Below are 21074 nucleotides of genomic sequence, written 5' to 3' on the forward strand. Positions count from 1 at the left end.
TTGATATAATATTATTTAAAGATATTTAAAGGATAAGGTATGGATCCGTTATTTACAACTCAAATTTTAAAATATAAAGGTAATAATTCTTTTACATGTGATGATACTTTAGTGCGTGAAATTAAGCTTGAAATTTTTATTAATGATGAAAGAGTAGGTGCTTTAATGGCAACTCCTGTAGATGAACAGGCATTAGCAATAGGATATTTAATGAGTGAAAATATCATTGCGAAAGTAAGTGATATTGAGAGCATAGAAACAAAAGATGATGGTATGAGTGTGCATATTAAAGCAAAGATTGATAAAGAAAATTTAGCAAAGCTTAATGCTGAAGGTGTAGTTATAAGTGGTTGCGGTAGAGCACATACTGCCAATATCGATCCAGAAGCTATTGAAGCGAGTAAAATTAGTTCTGATGCAAAATTTAGCAAAGATGAAATTTTAAAACAAATGAGTACTTTTTATACTCAATGCGAACTTTATGAGAAAACAGGCTGTGTACATACGGCTAAGCTTTTTGTAGATGAGAAAACTTTTTTTATAGGTGAAGATATAGCTCAGCATAATACCATAGATAAAGCTTTAGGAAAAGCACGTTTAGCTGGGGTTGATTTAAGTCAATGTTTTTTAATGGTTAGTGGAAGGCTAAGTTCTGAAATGGTAGCTAAAGCAGTTATGCATAAAATTCCAGTGCTTGTTTCACGCACGGCTCCTACTTGTTTAGGAGTTATGATAGCAAGAAAATTTGATTTAACGCTTTGTGGTTTTGCTAGAGAAAATAAGATTAATATTTATAGTGGAGAATTTAGAATTCATGGATAAAAATCAAGAAAAAGAAATCATCTCATATATGAGAGAATTGTTAAATAGTAATGAAAAATTAGATTGTGGTACGGCTTTTAAAATTGCAAAGAAATTTAATGTAAATATAGAAAAAATCGGACAATTAGCCGATGAAAATCACATGAGAATCGATAATTGCGAGTTGGGGCAATTTGGACATTTAGATTTTGAAAAAGCAAAGATTGAAGTGCTTAAAAAAATAGAACCTAGTTTAGATGAAAAGCGTAGAATTTTTTGTAAAGATGCAAGAGATATTGCTAAAGAAGGTTGTGGGCTTAAAAGTATGCGTTCAGCTTTAAAAGCTTATAAGGTTGATGTAAAGTATTGTCAACTTGGTTGTTTTAAAGAAAAAAAAGGTAAGCAATTTATAGTAAGAACAAAAACTTGGATTGAAAATGCGGATGGAGATTTGCTTTTTGGACGAGGAAAAACAGAACTTTTAGAACTTATCGGACAAACAGGTAGTTTATTGCATGCTTCTAAACTTATGGGGATTAATTATAAAAAAGCTTGGATGCATTTACAAACCTTACAAAAAAATTCTCAAGAAATCTTAGTTAGCACAAGGCAAGGACGCTCTAAAGAATCAGGAACAAAACTTACTCCTAGAGCTTTGGAATTAATGGAAAATTACTCTATTTTACAAAAAGATATAGAAGAATACGCTAATAAACGCTTTAAAGAACTATTTTTAAAAGGAAAAAAATAAATCTTCTATCAAAAAATACTAATACATAATATTTTTATAATTAATTAATATTATTTTTTTAAAAATATGTTAAAATTAGAATCTAAATTTTTTATTTTTTAGGAGTTATAAGATGTTTAAATCTTTAAATATAGGTTTAAAACTTATTTTTTCTGTGGCAACTGTTGTTGTTATTGGACTTGTTATTTTAATTTCATTAATCACAAAACAAGTAAGTCAAAATATTACTAAAAATACAGAAGATATTCTTGCTTCTATCACGAAAGAATATGCTACCCAAACTCAAGGAATTTTTGGGGAAATGATCGCTTTAAATAAAAGTATTTCAGGTACTTTAACAGAAATGTTTAGATCAACCTCTAAAGAAGATTTAGATATAGATAATATAACAAATATTATAACCAATACTTTCGATAATAGTGCTTATTCTAATTTTACTTATTTGTATCTTATCGATCCGCCAGAATACTTTAAAGAAGAGAGTAAATTTTTCAATACTCAAAGTGGAAAATTTGTCATGCTTTACGCTGATGAAGAAAAGGATAATAAAGGCGGAATAAAAGCAATACAAGCTAGTGATGAAATAGCTAATCTGCAAGTTGTGCAAGATATATTAAAAAAAGCAAAATATGGGGAAAATAAAGTATATATAGGCCGTCCTATTAAGATGAATTTAGAAGGTCAAGATTTTGATGCTGTAAATGTTGCTATGCCTATTTTTGATCGAAAAAATCAAGTTGTAGGTGTTATCGGTATGACTTTGGATTTTTCGGCTATTGCTACTTATCTTTTAGACCCTAAGAGTCAAAAATATAATGGAGAATTAAGAATTCTTTTAAATTCAGATGGTCTTGTTGCAATTCATCCTAATAAAAATTTGGTTTTAAAAAATTTAAAAGATGTCAATCCTAATAAAGGTGCACAAGAGACTTATAAGGCTATGAGTGAAGGAAAAAATGGAGTTTTTAACTATATAGCTTTTGACGGTGATGATTCTTATGCTGCGATTAATAGTTTTAAAGTGCAAGATAGTTCTTGGACGGTTTTGGTAACTGCCCCTAAATATTCAGTTTTTGAACCTTTGAAAAAATTACAATTAATTATTATTGGTGCATCTTTTATTTTTATTTTTGTTGTTTTAGGAGTGGTTTATTATTGCGTAAGAAAAATTGTCGCATCTAGATTGCCTGTGATTCTTAGTTCTTTAGAATCATTTTTCCGTTTTTTAAACCATGAAAAAATTGAACCTAAGGCTATTGAAATTCGTGCCAATGATGAGCTAGGAGCAATGGGCAGAATCATAAATGAAAATATTGAAAAGATTCAAATATCTTTAGAACAAGATCAAAATGCTGTAGATGAATCGGTGCAAACTGCTAGGGAAATCGAAAAAGGTAATTTAACTGCAAGAATTACTAAAAATCCTATAAACCCTCAATTAGTAGAACTTAAAAATGTTCTTAATAGAATGCTTGATGTTTTGCAAAGTAAAATTGGTTCTAATATGAATGAAATTAATAGAGTTTTTGATAGTTATAAAGCGCTTGATTTTAGCACAGAAGTATTTGATGCTAAAGGCGAAGTTGAGATTACAACTAATATTTTAGGTAAAGAAATTAAAAAGATGCTTGTAGCTTCTTCAAATTTTGCTAAAGATTTAGCCAATCAGTCAGAAGAGTTAAAAAATTCTATGCAAAAACTTGCTGATGGCTCTAATGCACAAGCGAGTTCTTTAGAACAATCGGCTGCAGCTGTAGAGGAGATTAATTCTTCTATGCAAAATGTAAGTGGAAAAACAGTTGAGGTTGCTTCGCAAGCTGATGATATAAAAAATATTGTCAATGTGATTAAAGATATCGCTGAGCAAACGAATCTTCTTGCTTTAAATGCAGCTATTGAAGCTGCACGTGCTGGAGAACATGGGCGTGGTTTTGCAGTTGTTGCAGATGAGGTAAGACAGCTTGCGGAAAGAACAGGAAAATCCTTATCTGAAATCGAGGCAAATATTAATATACTTGTTCAAAGCGTAAATGAAGTAGCAGAATCTGTAAAAGAACAAACAGCAGGAATCACACAGATTAACGATGCTATAGCACAACTTGAAACTGTAACTAAGGAAAATGTCGAAGTTGCAAATGTTACCAATAATATAACAAATGAAGTCAATCAAATTGCTGCGGCAATTCTTGAAGATGTGAATAAAAAAAGATTTTAAAAAAAGCTCATTTTTGAGCTTTTAAATTTTTTCTATATTATTTAAAATTTTTAAACACAAAACAAGTAATAAAATAATATTATTTTTCAAAGCTAATATCAAGGAAAAATAATGAAAATTGATTGTCGCAATCTTTCTTGTCCTCAGCCTATAGTTGAAACAAAAAACGCTCTTGAAAAACTTCAAGAAAATGAAATTTTAGAAATTGTTTTAAATTCTATTATTTCAAAAAATAATGTTGTAAAATTTCTTAACTCTTTAAATTTAAACCCTGTTGTAGATGAAAATGCACAAGAGTTTTGCATCAAAGTACAAAAAAAGAATTTTAATTCTAGTGAAGTAAATATTCACGATTATAATGTTTTATTTTTAAAAACCGACAAAGTGGGTGAGGGTGAATTGGGACAAAATTTACTTGTAGGATTTTTAAGTACCTTAAAAAATTTAGATCATACTCCAAGTAAAATTCTTTGCGTAAATGAAAGTGTTTTAATCAATGTTGATGAAAATCATAAAGCACATTTAGCTATGAAAGAACTTGAAAATTTAGGTATTGAGATCATAAGTTGCGGAGCTTGTTTGGAATTTTTCAATAAAAGCAAAGAACTTAAAATAGGAAATATAGGCAATGCTTATGAAATTTTAAACGAGCTTTTTGGTAAAGCAAAAATCATTACTCTATAAGGAAAAACACTGCAATATAAAAATCAAAATTTAACCCATTTTGTTAAAGCAGCAGGTTGAGCAGCGAAATTAAGCCCGGGTGGTCTTAAAACAATTTTAAATTTCATGCAAAAAACTCCTGCTTTACTTAGTGATATCGGAAATAATGAAGATGCAAGCGTATATCAAATCAGTCCTGATTTAGCTTTGGTGCAAACGCTTGATTTTATCACTCCTATAGTAGATAGTGCTTATCATTTTGGTGCTATTGCCGCAGCAAATGCTTTAAGCGATGTTTTTGCTATGGGTGCAGGGGTGATTAATGCCTTAAATATAGTAGGTTTTGATACTTGTAATCATGATGTAAATATCTTAAAAGAGCTTTTAGAAGGTGCAAATGATAAGGTGCAAGAATGCAATGCTTTAGTTGTGGGTGGCCATACTATAGAAAGCACTGAGCTTTTTTTTGGACTTAGTGTTACAGGAAAAGTACATCCTAGTAAATTTATTGCTAATAATACGGCTAAAGTTGGAGATTGTATCATTTTAACCAAGCCTTTAGGAACAGGAATTTTAAGTACGGCTTTAAAGGCACAAATGTTAAATCAAAAACATTTAGATATAATGCTTAAAAGTATGATGGAGTTAAATTATAAAGCCAGTCAAATTGCTCTTAAATTTCATCCAAGTGCCATGAGTGATGTCACAGGTTTTGGACTTTTAGGACATTTAAAAGAAATGCTAAATAAAAATATTTCTTTTGAAATTTTTGAAAGTGAACTTCCTTTTTTAGATGGAGTAAAAGAGTATTTTAATATGGGTTTAATTCCTGCTGGAGCTTATAAAAATTTAGAATTTATAAAAGAACTTATCCCTGATTTAAATGAAGAAAAATTATTACTTTGTGATCCGCAAACTTCAGGAGGACTTTTAATTTCTATAAGTGAAAAAGAATCCTTAGAATGTTTAAAAAAACTAGAAGATGAAAATATTCAAGCTAAAATTATTGCTAAGGTTGTAAATAAGCAAGAAAATGATATTATCATTTCTTAATTTTTGTTACTTATATACCCATTAAAATTTTTTTTATCATTTTTTATACATTTTCTATGATTTAAAATATTATTTTTATCTTATTTATATATTATTTATTAAAATTTATTTTATCTTAGGAGATACGAAATGATACAAAAAGCTTTAGCCTTAGCTGAAGAATTGCAAGGACAAATAGAAGCCAATATTTCAAATTCTGAAAAAGAATTTCATGCTAAAATGCAAAAACTTCTTAATAATCCCAAAAATAAAGTTATGCTTATAGAACTTTTAGATCGTTCTTTTAGATGTAAAGATAAAAATGCAAGTTTTGAGCTTATAGAATATACTTTGAGTAAATATGGCATAGCGGATTTTTTTAGTACTTTTGAAAAATTCCTACTTTTTAGTTTTTTAAATTTTGGCAAATTTGCTCCTAATTTAAGTGTACCTTTTTTTGTCAAACATTTAAGAGAAGATACTAAAGCTATGGTTCTAGATGCAAACGCTAGTGTTTTAGAGCCGCATATTAAAAAAAGAAAAGAGCAAGATAAAATCACTTTAAATGTGAATTTAATCGGCGAAGAGGTTTTAGGTGAAGCTGAGAGTAAATATCGTATGCAAAAATATGAAGAGGCTTTAAAATCAAGTTATATCACTTATATTTCCATAAAAATTACTACGATTTTTTCACAAATTAATATTATAGATTTTGATTATTCCAAAGAAGAGGTGGTAAAAAGACTAGATTATCTTTATGCTTTAGCCTTAGAAGAAGAGAAAAAACAAGGTGTATCTAAATTTATCAATCTTGATATGGAAGAATTTAGAGATTTAGAACTTACTGTTGCAGCTTTTATAGAAAGTGTGGCTAAATTTGATATTAAAGCGGGGATTGTTTTGCAAGCTTATATTCCTGATTCTTATGAGTATCTTAAAAAACTTTTTGCTTTTTCAAAAGAGAGGGTTTTAAAAGGTATGAAGCCTATTAAGATCCGTTTTGTTAAGGGTGCTAATATGGAAAGTGAAGAAACCATTGCATCTCAAAAAGGCTGGGAGCTTCCTACTTTTTACAAAAAAATAGATACTGATAGCAATTATAATAAAATGCTTGATTTTATTCTTGAAGGAGATAATTATAAATATATCAACATAGGAATTGCAAGTCATAATATCTTTGAGATTGCTTATGCTTATACACGCATAAGTGAAGCGGGTGCTTTAGATTCTTTTACTTTTGAAATGCTTGAAGGTATGAGTTTGCAATGTTCTTATGAATTATCCAAAATGCATGATTTAATCCTTTATGCTCCAGTTTGCGATGAAGCACATTTTAACAATGCCATTGCTTATCTTGTAAGACGCCTTGATGAAAATACGAGTGAAGATAATTTTATGCGTTATTTTTTCAATCTTAAAATAGGTGATGAAAATTGGAAGGCTCAAAAAGAGCTTTTCTTAAAGTCCTTAGAGGGTATAAAAACTCTTGATAATAGCACTCATCGTAAGCAAGATAGAAATAAAGAATCAAATATCATAAGTTCTTATGAAAGTAAAAAATTTAGCAACGAAAGTGATACGGATTTTATTTTAGCGCAAAATAGAGCATGGGCTAAAGAAATTAAAGCTAAATATGAAAATTTAAAAGATTATGATGTTTATCCTGTTATAGGTGAGCTTGATTTTAAAGCAGAAAATTTAAATGTTTTAGAAGTTAAAGATAAGATTGAAGATAGAGTGATAGGAAAGGCTTATTTAGCCGGAGAAAAAGAAATCAAACAAGCTTTAGAAGTAGCTAAAAATTCCAAATTTACACAAAAAAGTCATGATGAAATTTATCAAATTTTAGCTAAAAGTGCAAAACTTATGAGAGAAATAAGAGGGGATTTGATAGGTTTGGCAGCTTTAGAAGTGGGCAAAACCTTTTTGGAGATCGATCCTGAAGTAAGTGAGGCTATTGATTTTATAGAATTTTACCCACATTCTTTAGAAGAGCTTAAAAAACAAAATCCAAAAGTTAAATTCACGCCTAAAGGTATAGGGGTTACCATAGCTCCTTGGAATTTTCCTATAGGGATTTCAGTGGGTACCATAGCTGCACCCCTAGCTGCTGGAAATGTGGTGATTTACAAACCTTCTTCACTTTCAACTCTAACAGGTTATATGCTTTGTAAGTGTTTTTGGGATGCAGGTATTCCAAAAGACGCTTTGATTTTCTTACCTTCAAAAGGAAGTGATATTTCTAAATATTTACTTGTTGATGAAGTGATTAAATTTTCAATTCTTACAGGAGGAGAGGATACTGCTTATGCTATGTTAAAAGCTAATCCAACCTTGCTTTTAAGTGCTGAAACTGGCGGAAAGAATGCGACTATAGTTTCTAAATTTGCTGATCGTGATAGTGCGATTAAAAATATTATTCATTCTGCTTTTAGTAATAGTGGTCAAAAATGTTCAGCTACTTCTTTGTTAGTCTTAGAGGAAGAAGTTTATAATGATGAAGAATTTAAAAAGACTTTAGTAGATGCTGCAAGTTCTATGGCAGTGGGCAATCCTTTTGAATTTAAAAATAAATTAGGTACTTTAGTTGATAAGCCAAGTTCTAAAGTTCAAAAGGCCTTAGATGAATTACAACCTTATGAAGAATGGGCATTAAAACCTAAGTTTTTAGAGGGTAATCCTTATTTGATGACTCCAGGTATTAAATACGGTACCAAAAAGGGTGATTTTACTCATATGAATGAACTTTTTGTACCGATTTTAAGTGTAATGAAAGCTAAAGACTTAAAAGAAGCTATTGATATAGTAAATTCTACAGGTTATGGTTTAACTGCAGGTTTTGAAAGCTTAGATGAAAGAGAATGGGAGTATTTTCACACTCATATAGAAGCAGGAAATATTTATATCAATAAACCAACCACAGGGGCTATAGTTCTGCGTCAACCTTTTGGAGGGGTTAAAAAATCTGCCATAGGTTTGGGTAGAAAAGTGGGAATTTATAATTATATCACTCAATTTTTAGAGATTAAGCAAGAAGATTTTGATGATCATTTAATTGAAGATAAATTTTCAAAAAAATTAGCACAAATAGATTTAAAAGAAGCACAAGATTTTACGAACGATTTAATTAAAATGTCTCAATCTTATGCTTATCATTATAAAAATGAGTTTAGTGTTTCAAAAGATTATGTCAATATACGTGGAGAAGATAATCTTTTTTCTTATACTAAAATAAAGAATATGGTTTTAAGACTTTGTGGAAATGAAAGCTTAAAAGATGTTTTAGGGGTGGTTTTAGGTGCAAATATTGCAAATATTGATCTAAGTATCAGTTATGATGAACAAGATATTAGTATGATAGAGCAAATTGTTCAAAGTATAGGAGCAAAAGTATTATTTTTAAAAGAAAATAAAGAAAATTTTATCAAGAGTATTAAAGAATATGAAAGAGTGCGTTATTTGGCAAAGCCAGATGTAAATGATGAGATTTATAAAGAGGCTGCAAAGCTTGCTAAAATCATCATAAGAGAAAAGCCATTGTTAAATGGTCGTTTTGAACTTTTAAATTATTTTAATGAAAAAGCTTTAAGTATATCTTTTCATCGCTATGGAAATTTAGGCATTAGAGCAATATCTTAATGATCAAGGAGAGATTGATGGAAGTAGTTCAAATTAATACCCCAATAGCAGTGATGTTTGTAGTTTATGCCTTATTGATGCTTTATATAGGTTTTTATTTTTATAAGCAAAATAAAAATTCAGAGGATTATTTTCTAGGTGGGCGTACTATGGGGCCTGTGATATCTGCGCTTAGCGCAGGGGCTTCTGATATGAGTGGTTGGCTTTTAATGGGATTACCAGGAGCTTTATATGTAAGTGGCTTTATAGATTCTTATATTGCAATTGGACTTACTATAGGAGCTAGTTTAAATTGGATTTTTGTGGCAAAAAGACTTAGAATTTATACCAGCGTGATTGCAAATTCTTTGACTATTCCTGATTATTTTGAAACTCGTTTTGATGATGATAAACATATACTACGCATCGTATGTGCGGTGGTAATTTTGATATTTTTTACCTTTTATGTTTCATCAGGGCTCGTAAGTGGAGCAAAACTTTTTGAAAGTACTTTTGGTATCAGATATGATTATGCTTTAACTACTGGAACGATTATTATTGTTGCTTATACTTTTTTAGGCGGATATAAGGCGGTTTGTTGGACGGATATGATACAAGGGCTTTTAATGATGATGGCTTTAATTATTGTACCTTTGGTTATGCTTTATCATTTAGGTGGCTTTGGTGAAGCGATGAATATAGTAAAAGAAATAAAACCACAAGCTTTATCTATGGGCGAAGGAGTAGGAGTTATAAGTATTATATCTGCACTTGCTTGGGGTTTGGGTTATTTTGGTCAACCACATATTTTAGTGCGTTTTATGTCGATTCGTTCTACTAAAGATATTCCTATGGCCACTTTTATAGGTATTGCTTGGATGGCGGTTTGTCTTTTAAGTGCTTGTATGATAGGTATTTTGGGTATAGCTTATGTGCATAAATTTGAGTTGAGTTTGCAAGATCCTGAAAAGATTTTCATCGTGATGTCGCAGCTTTTATTTAATCCTTGGATAGCAGGTATTTTACTCAGTGCTATTTTAGCGGCTATTATGAGTACGGCAAGTTCACAATTGTTGGTTTCAAGTTCTACTATAGCGGAAGATTTTTATAAAAAGATTTTTAGAGAAGATGCGCCGAGTCATGTTGTATTAAATTTAGGTAAATTAGGTGTTTTACTAGTAGCTGTAATAGCGTTTTTGATTTCTACTGATAAAAACTCAAGTGTTTTGAGTATAGTTTCTTATGCATGGGCCGGATTTGGAGCTTCTTTTGGTTCTGTAATGCTTTTTTCTTTATTTTGGAGTAGGATGACAAGAGTAGGAGCGATTTTAGGTATGATAACAGGAGCTGCTACTGTGGTGCTTTGGAAGAATTTTGCAAATTCAGGTCTTTATGAAATAGTTCCAGGGTTTTTAGCAGCTTCTGTGGTAATTATTATTGCAAGTTTGTTTACAAATGTAAGATCTGGAACTAAAGCAGCTTATGAAAAGATGTTAAAAGAGCTTTGAGAACAAAAGCCTTTTTTAAGGCTTTTGTATTAAAAATCTTAGCGTGGGTCCACTTTGATCGATTTCAAGCACTTTAAAACCACGGTTTTTTGCATCTTGAGGTATGGAATTGATACTTTGTGGGCAATCACAAAGCACTTCCAAAATTTCTCCGCTTTGAAGCTTGGGTAAGACATCAAGTGTTGCTATAGCAGGATAAGGACAAGCTTCACCTTGTAAATTTAAACTATAAGTAATTTTCACTGTTTATCCTTTAAGTTGATTTTTAAAGAAGTGTTTTTTGTAAAATACTACAAAAGCAAACATCAAGATAAATAAAATAAGGTTGATAAAAAATCCATTTAAATTGCCAAATTCAGTTAAAAGATTGATTTTTATACCTTCTTTAAAAGCTTTTGGTAAAAAGTCATAACTTAAAGCTAAAATCATAGTTCCTATTATATTTGCAATTCCTACTATCATAAAATGACTTTGTCCTTCAAAGGCACGATAAGTCCAACCACACTCGCAACCTCCGGCAAAAACTATGCCAAAACCAAACAAAAATGCTCCCACAGCTACAGCAGGAGAAAGTTCTATGAGTTTGCTAGTATGACCTTGCAAGATAAAAGCAAAAGCGATTAAAGAAGCGATAATCATGCCAATTAATGCGCCTTTTATAGCATTATCTCTACCAAATAAAAATAAATCTCTAAAGCAAGAAGTAAAACAAATTTGCCCTCTAGAAATAATAAAGCCAAAAACAAAACCAAAAATCAGCGCTAAAGCTAGAAGACTTTGTTTGTTTTGTGTGCTGATATTGCCGTTTGTAAAAACAAGATAAAACACCCAAACTAAAAAGGCTATGAAAAGTAATATGCCTAAGTTAAAATATAATTTTGTACGCAAACTTTGCTTGTTTAGCGGCAAGTTTTCTTTATTTACACGTTCTAATTTAGCTTTAGGTTTAAAAAAGGAAGTGTTGCAAATTTTCACTCCGAGATAAATTCCTAAAACCATAAAAACAGTAAAAAGCCAAGTGTGTAAAGAAAAATAAGGTAAACCTGTAAAAAAATTAGCTAAATTGCATCCAAATGCAAGTCTTGCTCCATATCCTGAAAGAATTCCACCTACTATTGCTTGAAAAATTCTTATATTGCTAGCAGGTAGACGAAATTTGACTTTGTTAGCTAAAAGTGCGGCTACTAAACAACCTATAAACATACCTATGAGCATAATACCATCAGTTCTTGTTAAAGGGGTTCCATTTAAATTTTGCTTTTGGTAATAAGAATACCCATCTAAATTCATACCTAAAAGTTCTAAAAATTCACCACCCCAACGCGTCATTTCTCCAGTAACAGCCCAAACGCCACCAAAAATCCCAAAATACACTGCACTTAAAATTCCAAGTGCAATCATAGAACGGGAATTGCCCCAAAAATTGATTAAATATTTTTGTTTAAAAGAATTCAAAGAAAGATCCTAAAAATGTAATCATCAAAACTTGATGCTAAAAAAGAGTGAGATTATAGCTTAAATTTAACATGAAGTCAAAAAGAATATTGATAAATTTATTTTGTTTTTCATTAAAAATCGCTATAATTATCACTTTGGAAGATTAGCGTATCTGGTGATCGCCACTGACTTCAAATCAGATGAAAGGATAGTTGACTATTCTTTGGGGAGTTCGATTCTCTCATCTTCTCGCCAATATTAAGTAAAATCAAGGAAATTTTTATGAGCAAAGCAGATATTATTGTCGGCATTCAATGGGGCGATGAAGGAAAAGGTAAGGTAGTTGATAAATTATGTGAAAATTATGATTTTGTTTGCAGAAGTGCAGGTGGACACAATGCAGGACATACGATTTGGGTAAATGGTGTAAGATATGCGCTTCATCTTATGCCAAGTGGAGTTTTGCATCCAAGATGTATTAATATTATCGGAAATGGAGTTGTGGTTTCTCCTGAAGTATTGATTGCTGAAATGGCTCAATTTGAAAATTTAAAAGGTAGATTATATATCAGTGATAGAGCTCATTTAAATTTAAAACATCATTCTTTAATAGACATTGCAAAAGAAAAACTCAAAGGCAAAAATGCCATAGGAACAACAGGTAAGGGTATAGGACCTTCTTATGCAGATAAGATTAATCGTACAGGACATAGAGTTGGTGAGCTTTTAGAACCACAAAGACTTTGTGAGGCTTTGATGAAAGATTTTGAAGCTAATAAAACTTTTTTTGAAATGCTTGAAATTGAAATTCCAAGTGCTGAAGAATTGCTTGCTGATTTAAAACGCTTTAATGAAATTTTAACTCCTTATATTACAGATACTACAAGAATGCTTTGGAAGGCTTTAGATGAAGATAAAAGAGTACTTTTAGAAGGAGCTCAGGGCTCTATGCTTGATATTGATCATGGAACTTATCCTTATGTTACAAGTTCAAGTACTATTTCAGCAGGCGCTTTAACAGGACTTGGGTTAAATCCTAAAGAAGCGGGAAATATTATAGGTATTGTAAAAGCTTATGCAACGCGTGTGGGAAATGGAGCTTTTCCTACTGAGGATAAGGGCGAAGATGGAGAAAAAATTGCGCAAATTGGAAAAGAAATTGGTGTAAGCACGGGACGTAAAAGACGCTGTGGATGGTTTGATGCGGTTGCTGTAAGATATACAGCAAGGCTTAATGGTCTTGATGCTTTATCTTTGATGAAGCTTGATGTTTTAGATGGTTTTGAAAAGATAAAAATTTGTCGTGCTTATGAATATAAGGGTATGGAAATCGACTATATACCAAGTGATTTAGAAAATGTTCAACCTATTTATGAAGAAATGGATGGTTGGGATAAAGTTTTTGGTATAAAAGATTATGATTTATTGCCAGAAAATGCTAAAAAATATATAGCAAGACTTGAAGAGCTTGCAGGGGTTAAAGTAAAGTATATTTCCACTAGCCCTGAAAGAGATGATACTATCATCTTATGAAAAGTAAATATAATTCTGTTGTAAAAGTAAGAAAACAACAACTTGATAAAGCAGAATCAAATCTTAATCAAGCCAAACAAAGACAGCTTGAACATGAAAAAGCTTATGAACTTTCACGCCAAGAGTGTGAAAGTTTAGGCGTATTGCCAAAATCAGGATCTATAGCAGAGTTAAGATCAAATTTAAGTATGGCGCAAGTAGGACGCGAGGTTTTGGCAAGAGCTAAGGAGAAAGTAGAACTTTCTAAAAAAGAAATGAACCATTATCAGTTTTTATATCAAAAAGCGCATTTAGATTATGAAAAAATGAAGGCTTTGGAAACTGAAGAAATTAAACAAAAACAAAAAGAACTTGCGAAGGCTGAAGAAAAATTTTTAGATGAAATTGCAATCAGTCGTTTTTTCAAAGGGGAAAAAGATGATTAAAAAATTTATATTGTTAGTTTTTATTTCAAGTGTAGTTTTTGGAGCTGAACAAGATTGTGAGCAGTATTTTGAAGCTAGAAAAGCTCAAATTGAATTGCAAACTAGAGAATTTGATGAAGCAAGACAATCTTTAGAAGCTTATAAAGCCTCTTTTGAAGCTTTGCAAAAAGAAAGGCTTGAAAATTTAGAAAAAAAAGAGGCTGAGGTTAATGCAACTTTGGCAAAAATTGAAGAATTAAAGCTTGAAAACGCAAGGCTTGTAGAAGAACAACAAAAGATTTTAAATTCAATCAATGATAAAACTCAAGGTAGGGTTAAAGAAATTTATTCCCAAATGAAAGATGCAGCCATTGCAGATGTTTTAAGTCAAATGGATGCAGAGGATGCAAGTAAAATAATGCTTTCTTTGGAATCGCGTAAAATTTCAGGTGTTTTATCTAAAATGGATCCAAAAAAAGCTAGCGAGCTTACTTTACTTTTGAAAAATTTAGATAATAATGCTAGTAATTAGGTGATTAAAAGAATGAAAATTTTTCATTTTTAACATTCTTTTACCAAAAATAAGCTATTATTTCAAACATTATTAAATAAAAGGTTTTCAAGATGCGTATAAAATTACCACATATTCCTTATATCGCAAATAAAATGATGTTAGATATAGCTAATTCTTCTTTTGTAGAAATTAAAGATCAATTAGAAAAGCTTAAGGTATGTATAATAGAAGTTTTAGAGAAAGATATTTTAAATGAAAGAAAATTAGATGAAAGAGTAAAAGAGCTTTTAGAGCAACAAGAAGATGAAATGGAGCTTATGCAAGTAGATCGTAAAAATATGTTTTGGCTTGTGAAGAAAAAGTTAGCTCCTGAATTTAATGTGATTTTAGATTCTGAAGATAGACATAATCATCTAGCGCATCAAATTTTAGAAGAACTTGTAGAGAATGATTATATTAATTTTATAGTGAGTGAAAATAGAGTTAAAAATTTAATCTTTTCAAGTATAGAGTCTTATCTTAAAATTTATGAAAAACTTGAAGATGAGGTTTATGAGAAAATTAGCAATTATAAAACAAAACCTATTCCAGGTAGCGAAGAATACGATCTTATCTTTGAAAAACTCTATCAAGAAGAGCTTAGAAAAAAAGGTATGTTTTAATGAAGACTTATATTTATTTAGAAAATGATATTTTTTTAAGTGCTAAGGCTTTTGGAAAGAGCGGTACTTTTTTTGGAGAGCTTGTGTTTAACACTTCTTTAACAGGGTATCAAGAAATTATTTCAGATCCTTCTTATGCAGGGCAATTTATCGTATTTTCCATGCCAGAAATTGGTATAGTGGGAACCAATGAAAATGATAATGAAAGTAAGGAAATTTTTGCAAGTGGTGTTTTAATGCGTGAATTAAGTTCTAGTTTTTCAAATTTTCGCGCTAAAGAAAGTCTGCAAGATTATCTTGAAAAACATGGAAAAATAGGAATTTATGAACTTGATACGAGATATCTAGTAAAAATGATAAGAAATAATGGCAATTTAAGAGCTGTAATTTCAACTGAAATTTCAAATAAAGAAGATTTAAAAATCGCCTTAGAAAAATCAGCAAAAATTGATGAAGTAAATTTTGTAAAAGAAGTTAGCACTAAGAAAAATTATTCTCATAAACAAGGTGTTTGGAACGCTAGTTTTCAAAAATTTAATGATGCTAAAAGAAGTGAGAAAAAAGTTGCTGTTATAGATTATGGTGTTAAAACAAATATCCTAAATGAACTTGTAGAAGTAGGTTTTGAAGTAGAAGTTTATCCATATAATGTTAAAGCAGATGAGTTGATTACTCTGTATAAAAAAGGTGAAATCCAAGGCGTATTTCTTTCTAATGGTCCAGGTGAGCCAAGGATTTTAAAACAAGAGATTGCAGAGATTAAAAAACTTGCAGAAGCTAAAATTCCCATGCTTGGAATTTGCTTAGGTCACCAGCTTTTAAGTAATGCTTTTGGATATGAAACTTATAAAATGAAATTTGGACAACATGGAGCAAATCATCCTGTGATCAATCTTGATACAAAAACGGTAGAAATTACCGCACAAAATCATAATTATAATGTTCCAGAAGAATTAGCTCAAGTGGCTCATATCACTCATAGAAATTTATTTGGCGACAATGTTGAAGGAGTAAGATATAAAGACTATCCTATTATTTCAGTGCAACATCACCCAGAAAGTTCTTCAGGTCCTCATGAAAGCAAGTATATTTTTAAAGAATTTATGAATTTGATGTGAGTATAGATTTTTTAGCTATTATCAGCGTTGCTTTTTTATCTAGTTTTGGACACTGCTATTCTATGTGTGGTGGTTTTAATTTACTTTTTATAAATTTGAATTCAAAAAGCAATAATTTATTTTTATTAACTTTTATTTATCATTTGTTTAGAATTTTTGCTTATATTGCTTTAGGGATAATTTTTGGAACTTTTGGGAATATCTTAGCAATCAATGCTAAGGTTCAAAGTTTGTCATTTTTTATTCTTGGTATATTTATGATGATTTTGGGTTTTGCTCTTATTTTTAGAGGCAATATGTTATCTTTTATTGAAAATAATGTTTTTTTTGATAGTTTTGTAAAGAAAATTATTAAAAAATCTAAAAATTTTAAAGGATTAAAATCAGCCATATTTTTAGGATTTTCAAATGGTTTTGTTCCTTGTGGATTGGTGTATTTTTTTATAGCCAATGCAATGAGTAAGCAAAATATTTTTGAAGGTATTTTGGTAATGATGATTTTTGGAATATCAACTTTACCTGCGATGTTATTTTTTTCTAAAATTTCACAGTTTTTTAGTGATTTTTTGAAAAATTTGTTTAATTATTTATCGTATGGCGTTATTGTTTGTTACGGTATAAATCTTGCCTATATAGGTTTTAAGGCTTTTCAATGAAAGATTTTTTTAAAGATCAGTTTTTTAAAGCTCTTGAAAAAAATACGATTTTTTCAAGAGCTGATGTTCAAGGAAATTTAATTTTTGTCAGTGATAAGCTTTGTCAAATAAGTGGATATAGTAAAAAAGAGCTTATAGGAAAAAAACATTCAATATTTAAACATCCAGATGTTGAGGAATGTTATATTGAAGAACTTTTAAAAAAACTTTCATATAAAAAACCTTATCAAGTTATTTTTAAAAATATTGATAAATTAGGCAAAACTTTCTATCTTGAAACTTTATTAATCCCCATATTAGATAAAAATAATGAATTAATAGAAATAGTAGCATTCTCTCATGATGTTAGTAATTCTTTTAAGCTTAATGAAGAGCTTGCTCTAAATCACGCTAAATTAAGAGAATTAAGTATTAATCTTGAAAATACAGTTAAAAATCACCAACAGGAATTTATACAGTTAGGTAAAAAATTTGAGAAAAAAATGCAAATTGCCTTGGAAAAAAATGAAAAAGATATTAAAATAGTCTATGAAGAGATTTTGAAATCTTCATTAGAGCAAATGATTAGTGATATAGCTCATCAATGGAGGCAACCGTTAAATGAGCTTGGTATTGCTATGTTTCAAATGAAACAAAATCTTAAAGATGAAAAAGGATTTGCTGAGATTTATTCACAATCAAAAGATATGATTAAAAATATGTCAGAAACAATTGATGTGTTTAGAACTTTGTTTAATAAGGGGGTAGAACAGTGTGTATTTATAAAAGAGACTTTAAATAAAGCCTTAGAAATTGCTTTTGAAACTATAGAAAAAAATCATGTAAATATCAATATTGTTTCGAAAAGTGATTATGAAGTTTTGGCATATGAGAATGGTTTAATAAGAGTTTTTCTTAACTTGATTTTAAATTCAATAGAAGCATTTAAAAACAAAAAAAGAAAAATCATAACAATAACTTTTTCAAAATTTGGAAAAAATTATCTGAAAATTACAATAAAAGATAATGCTGGTGGGATTGATAAAGAAAACTTAGATAAAATTTTTCAACCTTATTTTACAACAAAACATCCTAGTCAGGGTATAGGAGTAGGACTTTATATAAGTAGACAAATTATCGAAAGTTTCCAAGGAAAAATAAAAGTTAAGAATGGAAAAGATGGGGCTTGTTTTGAAGTATTTTTAAAGCTAAAAGAGAGGGTAGAGTAAAAATGTCACAAGAATGTAAAGAATTGATAATATTAGTAGTTGAAGATGAAATTAAGACTAGAGAATCATTGATTAATGTATTAAGCGAACGCTTTAGTAAAGTAATCGGAGCTCAAAATGGAGATGAAGGGCTTAAAAAATTTAAAAAATTTAAACCGGATTTAGTTATCACAGATATTGCTATGCCTATTATGGATGGACTGGATATGGCAAGAGAGATTAAAGAAATTTCAGATGATGTCCCAATTGTTGTTCTTAGTGCGTATTCAGAGAAAGAGAGACTTTTGCGTTCCATTGATATCGGTATAGATAAATATTTAATTAAACCTGTTGATATAGAAGAATTATTCAAAGTCTTAGATTGTTTAGTAGGTGAAAAAATTGAAGCAAATATGCTTGTAAAAATTTCCGAAGAATATCAATTTAACAAAACTAAACGAACTTTGATTCATAATGGTAAAGAGATTGTTTTAACTAAAAAAGAATTGGCTTTTATTTCTTTGCTTTTAAAACAACCTGGGGTTTTGGTTTTGCATGAAGATATTAAGAAAAATGTTTGGATAGGTGAGCATGTGAGCGATACTGCTGTTCGAACATTTATAAAAAGAGTAAGAGATAAAGTGGGTGAAGATTTTATAAAAAATGTGCCAAGTTTAGGTTATAAGATAAATATCAATAAATAAGACTGATTTTGCCTTAAAATATAAAGCATAACAAATGATTAACAAAATTATCATTTTTAAGAAAAAATGTATAATTAATATTCTATAATATTCTCTTGTTATCAAAAATTTTAAGGAGAAAGTCGATGCATCCAGGTAATGTATTAAATTACGACTATACGGTTGCAAGATATTTTATGTTTGCGACCATATTGTTCGGCATTGTTGGTATGGCTATAGGAACTCTTATAGCTTTTCAAATGGCATATCCTAATTTAAATTATTTAGCAGGAGAATATGCCACTTTTTCAAGACTTAGACCACTTCATACTTCAGGTGTGATTTTTGGTTTTATGCTTTCAGGGATTTGGGCAACTTGGTATTATATAGGTCAGCGTGTTCTTAAAGTGAGTATGGCTGAGTCAAGATTTTTAATGGCTGTTGGTAAGCTTCATTTTTGGCTTTATATGCTTACTATGGTTTTAGCTGTTATATCTTTGTTTATGGGTGTGACTACATCTAAAGAATATGCAGAGCTTGAGTGGCCTTTAGATATTCTTGTTGTTCTTGTTTGGGTTTTATGGGGTGTAAGTATTTTTGGACTTATTGGAATTCGCCGTGAAAAAACCCTTTATATTTCTCTATGGTATTATATAGCTACATTTTTAGGTATAGCTATGCTTTATCTTTTTAACAACATGGAAGTACCAACTTATTTTGTTACTGGAATGGGTAAATGGTGGCATAGTGTATCAATGTATGCAGGAACAAATGATGCTTTAGTACAATGGTGGTATGGACATAATGCTGTGGCATTTGTATTTACTGTGGGTATTATTGCTCAAATTTATTACTTCTTACCAAAAGAAAGTGGTCAGCCGATTTTCTCTTATAAACTCTCTTTATTTGCATTTTGGGGCTTAATGTTTGTTTATCTTTGGGCAGGTGGTCACCATTTGATTTATTCAACTGTACCTGATTGGATGCAAACTATGGGTTCGGTTTTCTCTGTAGTATTGATTTTACCTTCTTGGGGTTCAGCGATTAATATCTTGCTTACTATGAAAGGTGAGTGGAGTCAGCTTCGCGAGAGTCCGTTGATTAAATTTATGATTTTGGCATCAACTTTCTATATGTTCTCAACACTTGAAGGGCCAATTCTTTCAATTAAATCTGTTAATGCTTTAGCACACTTTACAGATTGGATTCCAGGACATGTTCATGATGGAACATTAGGTTGGGTAGGATTTATGACTATGGCTGCGCTTTATCATATGACTCCTAGAGTTTTCAAAAGAGAGCTTTATAGCAAATCTTTAATGGAAGCTCAATTTTGGATCCAAACCACAGGTATAGTTCTTTATTTTGCTTCAATGTGGATTGCGGGTATTACTCAAGGTATGATGTGGAGAGCGACAGATGAGTATGGTAACTTGCTTTATAGCTTTATTGATACTGTTGTGGCTATTGTTCCTTATTATTGGATTAGAGCGATTGGTGGATTGTTGTATCTTATCGGTTTCTTTATGTTTACTTATAATATTTACAAAACAATTGCTTGTGGAAGAGTGCTTGATAAAGAACCAAAAAGCGCTTCGCCTATGGCAGCATAAAAAGGAGAAAATATGTTTAGTTGGTTAGAAAAAAATCCATTCTTTTTTGCTGTAGCTGTTTTTGTAGTGATTGCTTATGCAGGCATAGTTGAAGTTTTACCAAATTTTGCAGAAAATGCAAGACCAATTGAAGGTAAAAAACCTTATACGGTTTTACAACTTGCAGGGCGTGCAGTATATATTAAAGATAGTTGTAATGCTTGTCATTCACAGCTTATTCGTCCATTTAAATCAGAAACAGATCGTTATGGTATGTATTCTGTAAGTGGTGAATTTGCTTATGATAGACCTTTTCTTTGGGGCTCAAAAAGAACAGGACCTGATCTTGCTCGTGTAGGAAATTATAGAACAGCTGATTGGCATGAAAATCATATGTGGGATCCTACTTCTGTTGTTCCAGATTCTATTATGCCTTCATATAAGCATATGTTTAAAAACAATGCAGATATTGAAACTGCTTATGCTGAGGCTTTAACTGTGAAAAAAGTTTTCAATGTTCCTTATGATACAGAAAATGGAACAAAACTTGGTTCTTGGGAGGATGCACAAGCTGAAGTAAAAGCTGAAGCTCAGGCTATAGTTGATCAAATGAAAAATCAAGAAGTAAAAGATGCTTTTGCTAAAGGTGAAATCAAAGAAATAGTTGCTTTGATCGCTTATTTAAATAGCTTAAAGTAAG

At 30.4% G+C, this 21074-nt stretch carries 19 protein-coding genes and 1 tRNA gene; 18 read left to right on the forward strand and 2 right to left on the reverse strand.

The genetic code is table 11. The features are described 5' to 3' along the window. Positions 1-39: 39 nt before the first annotated feature. The 7 genes from fdhD to putP all read left to right on the forward strand — a co-directional run bounded on the left by fdhD (position 40) and on the right by putP (position 10588). Positions 40-822 (forward strand): formate dehydrogenase accessory sulfurtransferase FdhD, encoded by a 783-nt coding sequence (gene fdhD / locus ELQ10_RS06590; RefSeq protein WP_057100773.1) that lies wholly within the window; start codon positions 40-42, stop codon positions 820-822. After that, the gene (locus tag ELQ10_RS06595) at positions 815-1552 is read left to right on the forward strand and encodes a winged helix-turn-helix domain-containing protein (RefSeq protein ID WP_002855349.1); all 738 of its coding nucleotides are present in this window, start codon (positions 815-817) and stop codon (positions 1550-1552) included. Before fdhD ends, ELQ10_RS06595 begins: the two co-directional genes overlap by 8 nt. A 112-nt stretch (positions 1553-1664) precedes the next feature. Further along, positions 1665-3767, forward strand: a complete 2103-nt coding sequence (ccaA, locus tag ELQ10_RS06600; protein WP_052834445.1) for an aspartate chemotaxis receptor CcaA — start codon at positions 1665-1667, stop codon at positions 3765-3767. 111 nt (positions 3768-3878) lie between these two features. After that, on the forward strand, positions 3879-4451 hold the full coding sequence (gene yedF, locus ELQ10_RS06605) for a sulfurtransferase-like selenium metabolism protein YedF (protein WP_002920020.1): 573 nt from the start codon (positions 3879-3881) through the stop codon (positions 4449-4451). Between the two features lie 9 nt (positions 4452-4460). Next, entirely contained in the window at positions 4461-5483 is a 1023-nt protein-coding gene (selD, locus tag ELQ10_RS06610) for a selenide, water dikinase SelD (protein ID WP_134250365.1), read from the forward strand. A gap of 129 nt (positions 5484-5612) precedes the next feature. Continuing rightward, positions 5613-9101, forward strand: a complete 3489-nt coding sequence (locus ELQ10_RS06615; RefSeq protein WP_134250366.1) for a proline dehydrogenase family protein — start codon at positions 5613-5615, stop codon at positions 9099-9101. 17 nt (positions 9102-9118) lie between these two features. Then, complete coding sequence (gene putP / locus ELQ10_RS06620; RefSeq protein WP_002921293.1) at positions 9119-10588, forward strand: sodium/proline symporter PutP; 1470 nt, start codon at positions 9119-9121, stop codon at positions 10586-10588. A gap of 15 nt (positions 10589-10603) precedes the next feature. Here the strand turns inward: putP and yedF (ELQ10_RS06625) are convergent, their stop codons facing one another. Both yedF (ELQ10_RS06625) and yedE read right to left on the reverse strand, forming a co-directional pair. Continuing rightward, positions 10604-10831 (reverse strand): sulfurtransferase-like selenium metabolism protein YedF, encoded by a 228-nt coding sequence (yedF, locus tag ELQ10_RS06625; protein WP_002867050.1) that lies wholly within the window; start codon positions 10829-10831, stop codon positions 10604-10606. 3 nt (positions 10832-10834) lie between these two features. After that, complete coding sequence (gene yedE, locus ELQ10_RS06630; RefSeq protein ID WP_134250367.1) at positions 10835-12043, reverse strand: selenium metabolism membrane protein YedE/FdhT; 1209 nt, start codon at positions 12041-12043, stop codon at positions 10835-10837. A gap of 139 nt (positions 12044-12182) precedes the next feature. Between yedE and ELQ10_RS06635 the strand changes: the two genes are divergently transcribed. The 11 genes from ELQ10_RS06635 to ccoO all read left to right on the forward strand — a co-directional run bounded on the left by ELQ10_RS06635 (position 12183) and on the right by ccoO (position 21073). Further along, a tRNA-Sec gene (locus ELQ10_RS06635) sits at positions 12183-12280 on the forward strand. Between the two features lie 27 nt (positions 12281-12307). Continuing rightward, a complete protein-coding gene (locus ELQ10_RS06640) occupies positions 12308-13558 on the forward strand; it encodes an adenylosuccinate synthase (RefSeq protein ID WP_002862151.1) in 1251 nt (416 codons plus the stop codon). Further along, positions 13555-13983, forward strand: a complete 429-nt coding sequence (locus ELQ10_RS06645; protein ID WP_134250368.1) for a flagellar export protein FliJ — start codon at positions 13555-13557, stop codon at positions 13981-13983. The genes ELQ10_RS06640 and ELQ10_RS06645 overlap by 4 nt, the downstream gene beginning before the upstream one ends. Further along, complete coding sequence (locus ELQ10_RS06650) at positions 13976-14494, forward strand: MotE family protein (RefSeq protein WP_002851265.1); 519 nt, start codon at positions 13976-13978, stop codon at positions 14492-14494. Before ELQ10_RS06645 ends, ELQ10_RS06650 begins: the two co-directional genes overlap by 8 nt. A gap of 92 nt (positions 14495-14586) precedes the next feature. After that, positions 14587-15138: a DUF507 family protein gene (locus tag ELQ10_RS06655; RefSeq protein ID WP_002851269.1), complete on the forward strand. Its 552-nt coding sequence runs from the start codon at positions 14587-14589 to the stop codon at positions 15136-15138. Beyond that, entirely contained in the window at positions 15138-16256 is a 1119-nt protein-coding gene (gene carA, locus ELQ10_RS06660) for a glutamine-hydrolyzing carbamoyl-phosphate synthase small subunit (RefSeq protein WP_134250369.1), read from the forward strand. The genes ELQ10_RS06655 and carA overlap by 1 nt, the downstream gene beginning before the upstream one ends. Continuing rightward, positions 16253-16912 carry a sulfite exporter TauE/SafE family protein gene (locus ELQ10_RS06665; RefSeq protein ID WP_004306547.1) on the forward strand — a complete coding sequence of 220 codons (660 nt, stop codon included), beginning with the start codon at positions 16253-16255 and terminating at the stop codon, positions 16910-16912. The genes carA and ELQ10_RS06665 overlap by 4 nt, the downstream gene beginning before the upstream one ends. Continuing rightward, a complete protein-coding gene (gene bumS / locus ELQ10_RS06670; RefSeq protein ID WP_002932343.1) occupies positions 16909-18120 on the forward strand; it encodes a butyrate sensor histidiine kinase-like phosphatase BumS in 1212 nt (403 codons plus the stop codon). Before ELQ10_RS06665 ends, bumS begins: the two co-directional genes overlap by 4 nt. 2 nt (positions 18121-18122) lie before the next feature. Further along, positions 18123-18803: a butyrate response regulator transcription factor BumR gene (gene bumR, locus ELQ10_RS06675; RefSeq protein WP_002855907.1), complete on the forward strand. Its 681-nt coding sequence runs from the start codon at positions 18123-18125 to the stop codon at positions 18801-18803. A 125-nt stretch (positions 18804-18928) separates the two neighbouring features. Continuing rightward, positions 18929-20395 carry a cytochrome-c oxidase, cbb3-type subunit I gene (gene ccoN / locus ELQ10_RS06680; protein WP_002851405.1) on the forward strand — a complete coding sequence of 489 codons (1467 nt, stop codon included), beginning with the start codon at positions 18929-18931 and terminating at the stop codon, positions 20393-20395. A 12-nt stretch (positions 20396-20407) separates the two neighbouring features. Then, a complete protein-coding gene (ccoO, locus tag ELQ10_RS06685) occupies positions 20408-21073 on the forward strand; it encodes a cytochrome-c oxidase, cbb3-type subunit II (protein ID WP_002855439.1) in 666 nt (221 codons plus the stop codon). Position 21074: the final 1 nt, after the last annotated feature.

The organism is Campylobacter sp. US42a, assembly GCF_004379055.1.
Lineage (GTDB): Bacteria > Campylobacterota > Campylobacteria > Campylobacterales > Campylobacteraceae > Campylobacter_D > Campylobacter_D jejuni.

What these genes read in the sequence shown, in the direction of transcription:
- yedF (WP_002920020.1), top strand. Translation starts at nt 3,879, where the DNA reads ATGAAAATTGATTGTCGCAATCTTTCTTGTCCTCAGCCTATAGTTGAA.
- ccaA (WP_052834445.1), top strand. Translation starts at nt 1,665, where the DNA reads ATGTTTAAATCTTTAAATATAGGTTTAAAACTTATTTTTTCTGTGGCA.
- bumS (WP_002932343.1), top strand. Translation starts at nt 16,909, where the DNA reads ATGAAAGATTTTTTTAAAGATCAGTTTTTTAAAGCTCTTGAAAAAAAT.
- ccoN (WP_002851405.1), top strand. Translation starts at nt 18,929, where the DNA reads ATGCATCCAGGTAATGTATTAAATTACGACTATACGGTTGCAAGATAT.
- ELQ10_RS06595 (WP_002855349.1), top strand. Translation starts at nt 815, where the DNA reads ATGGATAAAAATCAAGAAAAAGAAATCATCTCATATATGAGAGAATTG.
- ELQ10_RS06655 (WP_002851269.1), top strand. Translation starts at nt 14,587, where the DNA reads ATGCGTATAAAATTACCACATATTCCTTATATCGCAAATAAAATGATG.
- ELQ10_RS06640 (WP_002862151.1), top strand. Translation starts at nt 12,308, where the DNA reads ATGAGCAAAGCAGATATTATTGTCGGCATTCAATGGGGCGATGAAGGA.
- bumR (WP_002855907.1), top strand. Translation starts at nt 18,123, where the DNA reads ATGTCACAAGAATGTAAAGAATTGATAATATTAGTAGTTGAAGATGAA.
- ELQ10_RS06650 (WP_002851265.1), top strand. Translation starts at nt 13,976, where the DNA reads ATGATTAAAAAATTTATATTGTTAGTTTTTATTTCAAGTGTAGTTTTT.
- fdhD (WP_057100773.1), top strand. Translation starts at nt 40, where the DNA reads ATGGATCCGTTATTTACAACTCAAATTTTAAAATATAAAGGTAATAAT.
- ELQ10_RS06645 (WP_134250368.1), top strand. Translation starts at nt 13,555, where the DNA reads ATGAAAAGTAAATATAATTCTGTTGTAAAAGTAAGAAAACAACAACTT.
- ELQ10_RS06615 (WP_134250366.1), top strand. Translation starts at nt 5,613, where the DNA reads ATGATACAAAAAGCTTTAGCCTTAGCTGAAGAATTGCAAGGACAAATA.
- putP (WP_002921293.1), top strand. Translation starts at nt 9,119, where the DNA reads ATGGAAGTAGTTCAAATTAATACCCCAATAGCAGTGATGTTTGTAGTT.
- ccoO (WP_002855439.1), top strand. Translation starts at nt 20,408, where the DNA reads ATGTTTAGTTGGTTAGAAAAAAATCCATTCTTTTTTGCTGTAGCTGTT.
- carA (WP_134250369.1), top strand. Translation starts at nt 15,138, where the DNA reads ATGAAGACTTATATTTATTTAGAAAATGATATTTTTTTAAGTGCTAAG.